Source organism: Nostoc sp. 'Peltigera membranacea cyanobiont' 232 (assembly GCF_002245985.1).
Classification (GTDB): Bacteria; Cyanobacteriota; Cyanobacteriia; order Cyanobacteriales; family Nostocaceae; genus Nostoc.
The window spans coordinates 1-3634 of the sequence record NZ_NOLK01000316.1 but is presented as its reverse complement, the minus strand read 5'-3'; the positions used below and the strand labels follow the sequence as shown (position 1 = coordinate 3634).

Sequence of the window (3634 nt, the reverse complement as noted above, 5' to 3'; positions counted from 1 at the left end):
TGCAAGGCTGTACAAAACTGGCGATCTAGCCCGCTATTTGGACAATGGAGAGATTGAATATCTCGGTCGGATCGATCGCCAAGTTAAGATTCACGGCTTCCGCATTGAATTAGGAGAAATCGAGACTATACTCAACCACCACCCAGCAGTAAAACAAGCAGTAGTCATGCTGCGGGAAGACATCCCTGTTAACAAACGCCTGGTAGCTTATGTAGTTACACAAAACCAGTCTACAGATAGAAATGATCTACGCCGTTTCTTACAGCAGAAATTGCCACATTACATGATTCCTTCAGCTTTTGTGATATTGGAGGCACTACCACTGACACCTAATGGTAAGGTCGATCGCCAAGCGCTGCCTGCACCTGATACAATACGTCCAGAACTCGAAGAAACCTTTGTTGCACCACAGACAAATATTGAAAAACAGTTGGCTGTTATCTGGGCAGAAGTACTAGGCTTAGAAAATATAGGTATAAACGACAACTTTTTTGGATTAGGTGGGGATTCTATTCTTAGCCTTCAAGTAATATCCAAAACCAAGCAAACAGGGCTACACCTAACTCCTAAGCAGATGTTTCAGTACCAAACGATTGCTCAATTAGCGACAGTAATTGGTACAACTCAGAAAATTCAAGCTGAACAAGAAATTTTAACTGGAGCGCTAGAACTAGTACCTATTCAGCACTGGTTTTTTGCACAAGAGCAACCAGAACCACACCACTGGAATCAAGCTGTATTGTTAGAAAGCAAGCATAATATTGACCCTCTAGTTTTAGAGAAAATTATCAAGTTTCTACAAATACATCATGATGTCCTACGTTTACGATTTATACAGGAGGAATTTAGTACTCAAGCACTGATCGTTAATCCTGATGATGTCATACCACTGACATGCTTCGATTTTTCAGCACTGTCAGAAGACCGACAATTGCCAGCACTAGAAGCAGCAGCAACTAAACTGCAAGCCAGCTTAAATCTCTCACAAGGGCCATTATTCCAGGTTGCGCTTTTCAACTTGGGCGATAATCAACCCAACCGCTTGCTTTGGATTATTCACCACTTAGCTGTTGATGGTGTCTCTTGGCGAATTTTAATTGAAGATTTTCAAACAGCTTACCAGCAAATTAGTCAAGGCAAAGTAATTAAGTTGCCACCCAAAACAACTTCTTACAAACAATGGTCTAGCCATCTACAAAAATATGCACAATCTTCAGCACTACTTTCAGAGCTAGACTTTTGGTTGACGACACAATATCAATCAGTTTCGTCTATACCAAGAGATTTTCTTGATGGAAATAATATAGAAGAAACCACTTCTATAATATCAGTATCGCTGTCCGTAGAAGAAACCCAAAGTTTACTGCAACAAGTGCCAGCAGCTTACCAGACACAAATTAATGATGTCTTGTTAACAGCACTGATACTAACGTTTAACCAGTGGACGGGAGAAAATTCTCTATTAATTGACTTGGAAGGGCATGGGCGAGAAGAAATCTTTGAGGATGTGGACTTATCGAGGACTATCGGTTGGTTCACAACTATTTTCCCAGTACACCTAAAGCTTGAAAATGCCAAGGAGCAAGGAAAAGTATTGAAGTCGATAAAAGAGCAGCTACGAGCAATTCCGAATCGAGGTATTGGCTATGGATTACTGCGCTATCTAAGTCAGGACAAGGAAATAGCTCAAAAATTTTTATTGTCAAAGCCTGAAATTGCTTTCAACTATTTAGGACAGTTTGATCAAGTTTTACCAGAATCATCTTTATTTAGCTTCGCGCAAGAATCGAGTGGTTCTACTAAAAATTTGCGAAGTAAACGAACTCACTTACTGGAAATTAACGGTGGTATTTATCAAGGAAATCTGGAAATGAGTTGGTTTTACAGTAATCAGTTGCATCGACAAACAACTATTGAAGTACTTGCTCAAAGGTTTATTGAGGAACTGCGATCGCTGATTGCTCATTGCCAATCTCCCGATGTGGGAGGCTTTACCCCTTCCGATTTCGCAGATTTTCAGCAAAGCCAATGGGATCAAACCGATCTAGATGCCATTACAGCAGCTATGGAGGATATCTAAATATGGGTTTTAAAAACAAAAACATTGAAGATTTTTATCCCCTCTCGCCTATGCAGCAGGGCATTCTGTTCCATAGTCTTGCAGCTCCTAAATCTGGCATCTATTTTGAACAATTTAGCTGGAATATCCACGGAAAGCTCAACGTTACAGCATTCCATCGGGCATGGCAATCTATTATAGAACGATATTCTATTCTACGAACCTGCTTTGTTTGGGAAGGCTTAAAAGAACCAGTACAAATTGTGCATCGACAGGTAAACCTACCGTGGCAGGAGTATAATTGGCAGCATCTCTCCCCAGAAGAACAACAAGAAAAGTTAGAACTTTTCTTTCAAAGCGATCGCTCCAGTGGCTTTGAACTTAAGCAGCCTGCATTGATGCGCCTAACACTGGTTCAACTTTCGGATATTTCCTATAACTTTACCTTGAGTCATCATCATCTGTTGTTAGATGGGTGGTCTGTTGCCTTAGTTTTTAAGGAAGTCCTTGCTTGTTACAAAGCTTTCAGCAATAGTCAAGACTTATACTTAGAATCAATTCGCCCGTATCGAGATTACATTGTCTGGCTACAGCAACAAAACCTATCTGAAGCTGAAACTTTTTGGCGACAGATGCTTAAAGGTTTTACCACTCCGACACAGCTATTGGTGAATCAACGAGCTAGAAAATTACCGACTCAAACGGATGGCTATGAAGAACGAGAAGTTAAGCTTTCTGTAATAACAACAACAGCATTGCAATCTGTAGCAAAGCAACACCAGTTAACGCTGAACACTCTAGTACAGGGAGCTTGGGCTTTGCTATTGAGTTGCTACAGTGGTCAGGAGGACGTAGTTTTTGGGGCAGTAACTTCTGGTCGTCCCCCTACTTTAGTTAAAGCCGAGTCTATGGTAGGGCTATTTATCAACACAGTGCCGATTAGAGTACAAGTATCACCCGAAGAATTTCTTTTACCTTGGCTTGAGAAAATCAAAGATCAACTAGTTGAGGCACGTCAATACGAGTATTGTCCATTAGTGAAAGTCCAAGGATGGAGCGAAGTTCCTAAAGGTTTATCTCTGTTTGAGAGTATAATAGTTTTTGAGAACTATCCTGTAGATCCTTCGTTACGGCAGAGGGATATAAATTTGGAGATAGAAGAATTTCATGCCTTTGAAAAGACTAACTATCCTATAACCCTAACCGTGAATACGGGTGAGGAGTTGTTGCTTAAGATTACTTACGATGATAGCGATCGCTTCGACACCATTACCCGAATGCTAGGACATTTACAGACTTTGCTAGAGGGTATGGTCAGTAACCCGCAGCAGCGTTTGTCGGAGTTATCGCTCCTAACAGAAACTGAACGGCATCAGTTGCTAGTAGAGTGGAATAATACAGAAGTTGAGTATCCTCAACAGCTATGCATTCATCAGTTATTTGAAGCGCAAGTAGAACGCACACCTGATGCAGTAGCAGTAGTATTTGAAGATGAACAGCTAACCTACTGTGAACTCAACACCAGAGCAAATCAACTAGCCCATTATTTGCAAGCTTTAGGAGTAAAACCAGAGG

2 protein-coding genes are annotated in these 3634 nt (G+C 40.9%); both read left to right on the top strand.

Annotation, left to right across the window (positions count from 1 at the left end; all coding sequences use genetic code 11):
- A partial coding sequence (locus CDG79_RS39675; protein ID WP_143855743.1) for a condensation domain-containing protein occupies window positions 1-2080 on the top strand: 2080 nt, incomplete at its 5' end.
- Window positions 2081-2082: 2 nt separating this feature from the next.
- Window positions 2083-3634 (top strand): condensation domain-containing protein (locus CDG79_RS39670; RefSeq protein ID WP_143855742.1); only part of this gene is annotated, 1552 nt, incomplete at its 3' end.